We start from the raw sequence: 2,181 nt of genomic DNA on the forward strand, positions 1-2,181 counted from the left end.
AGAAATCGCACGTCTGAACTTTTGGCTCTTCGAAACTCTTCACTTGCCTTGATCCGGACGAAGGTGGTCAACGGAAAATTGTGCCTTAGACCAACTTTGTAACAACAGTATGCGTCTCACCAAGGATCGAAATATAGAATATCACCTGAAATTGCATCATAATTCACGATATTTCTCTTTGAAGATCATTTTTCATGAACTAGAATCAAAATTCAGGGAATTTACTGCCTGGATTTGCATAACCATGAGCAGGTACATTTTTCATGGCATCGACTGCGCAGAATCAATTTTTAGGACCCGTGACCGTTTTTCAGGAAAGACGCCTTCCTGAAACCGCAACGCCCGCAGGCTACTCTGCGCTGATCGCCGCGTATGGGGTGGATGCCCCTTTACCGCGAACGCTGAGCGCCATTGGTGCACATCACCGTATATTGGAGCGAGACGGCTGGAAGATTATGACGCCTCGCCATGCGCCCAATATTAGCCTGGAAGGCCACCTAACCTTCGCCCTCAAATATGAGGGTCTTGATCTTGCCGTCTTGAAGCGTCTTTTCCTTGCGACCGGGCCAGCCCCGATAGAAGCGATCGTAAAGAACAAGCCGACTGGTACTTACGCAAGACGTGTTTGGTTCCTTTATGAATGGTTATCGGGTGAACGCCTGAATTTACCCGATGCTCAAACCGGCAGATATGTACCCGTGCTCGATCCTGATCTGCAATGGGGCGTTGAGGGCGAAACTGCCTCGCGTTACCGATTACGTAACAACCTGCCAGGTACGCCGGAATTTTGCCCACTCGTTTTCCAGACAGAGAAGCTTGATCAATTCGTCGCCGAAGACTTGCCACAACAGGCGAGAGACGTTATCGCCGATGTGCCGCGCGACGTCCTCGCCCGCACGGCAGCATTCCTGCTGCTCAAGGATTCCAAATCCAGCTATGCAATCGAAGGGGAAAGCCCGCCAACAGATCGCATCCAACGCTGGGGCCGCGCCATTGGTGAAGCCGGAAAGCAACCGCTGGACGAGGACGAATTGTTGCGATTGCAGCGTATCGTCATCGGTAACGCCCGCTTCATCCGGCTCGGTTTTCGCGATGAGGGGGGCTTTATCGGCGAACATGATCGCGACACGCGCCTTCCTCTCCCTGATCATATTAGCGCTCGCCCGGAAGACCTGCAATCACTGCTATCGGGCATGATCGCTTTCGACCAAGGTCCTGCACAGCATATGGACGCCGTCATCGCCGCTGCGATCCTTGCCTTCGGCTTTGTCTATGTTCACCCCTTTGAGGATGGAAATGGACGTCTACACCGCTATCTCATGCATCATGTGCTGTCCGAGCGGGGCTATAATCCTCCCGCTGTCGTCTTCCCGGTCTCCGCTGCGATCCTCAACCAGATCAACCAGTACCGTGATACGTTGGAATCATATTCACAGCGCCTGCTACCCCACATCCGTTGGGAGACAACCGAAAAGTTCAATGTTCGGGTTTCGAACGATACGGGAGATTTTTACCGCTTCTTCGACGCTACACCGCACGCCGAATTTCTTTATGCTTGCGTCAAGCGCACGATCGAACACGACCTGCCAAACGAAACCGACTTCCTACGCCGCTACGACGAATTCCGCCGCCACATCGAAAACATGATCGAGATGCCTGAACGTACTGTCGATTTGCTTTTTAGATTCTTGAGGCAGAATGACGGAAAGCTTTCGAACCGGGCAAAAGAAAGGGAATTTGCTGCGTTGAAGGCAGAGGAAGTGGTGCGGATCGAAGCGATCTATAACGACACCTTTGGATCGAGCTTCGGATAACTGCAACTCATTTGATCCGATAGACGAGCTTTGCAATGATGTCGTCAAGAAGTGGGCTGTAACATTGCTACGGTGATGCTCCTGAGTGTGCTGAAGAATGAGTTCTCATCGGTTAATAGGACCTGGGCCAAAAATCCACCTGCTAATGCGCATTTGATAGGGTCAACAAATGCGCATTAACCGGAAATACTCTCGACGACTGTGCTGAGCACCTAGCATAGGTCAGCGGACGACCTGCCCGTTCTGCAATTAAGAAATAAAGAGAATAATGATGAAATCTTTGCCGACGATCCTGACCTCGCTCATGACCAGCAGTGCGGCAATGGCCGCCGAACAGAATATGCCACCCATAATCCCTGCCGGTTCT

1 protein-coding gene is annotated in these 2,181 nt (G+C 51.5%); it reads left to right on the forward strand.

The window, feature by feature from the left end:
• Positions 1–263 precede the first annotated feature (263 nt).
• Positions 264–1,814: a Fic family protein gene (locus THS27_RS26085; protein ID WP_085595918.1), complete on the forward strand. Its 1,551-nt coding sequence runs from the start codon at positions 264–266 to the stop codon at positions 1,812–1,814.
• Positions 1,815–2,181 lie beyond the last annotated feature (367 nt).

It is taken from the genome of Thalassospira sp. MCCC 1A01428 (assembly GCF_002115825.1).
GTDB lineage: Bacteria > Pseudomonadota > Alphaproteobacteria > Rhodospirillales > Thalassospiraceae > Thalassospira.

Coding starts and splice junctions, on each gene's coding strand:
- THS27_RS26085 (WP_085595918.1), top strand. CDS start 264: ATGGCATCGACTGCGCAGAATCAATTTTTAGGACCCGTGACCGTTTTT.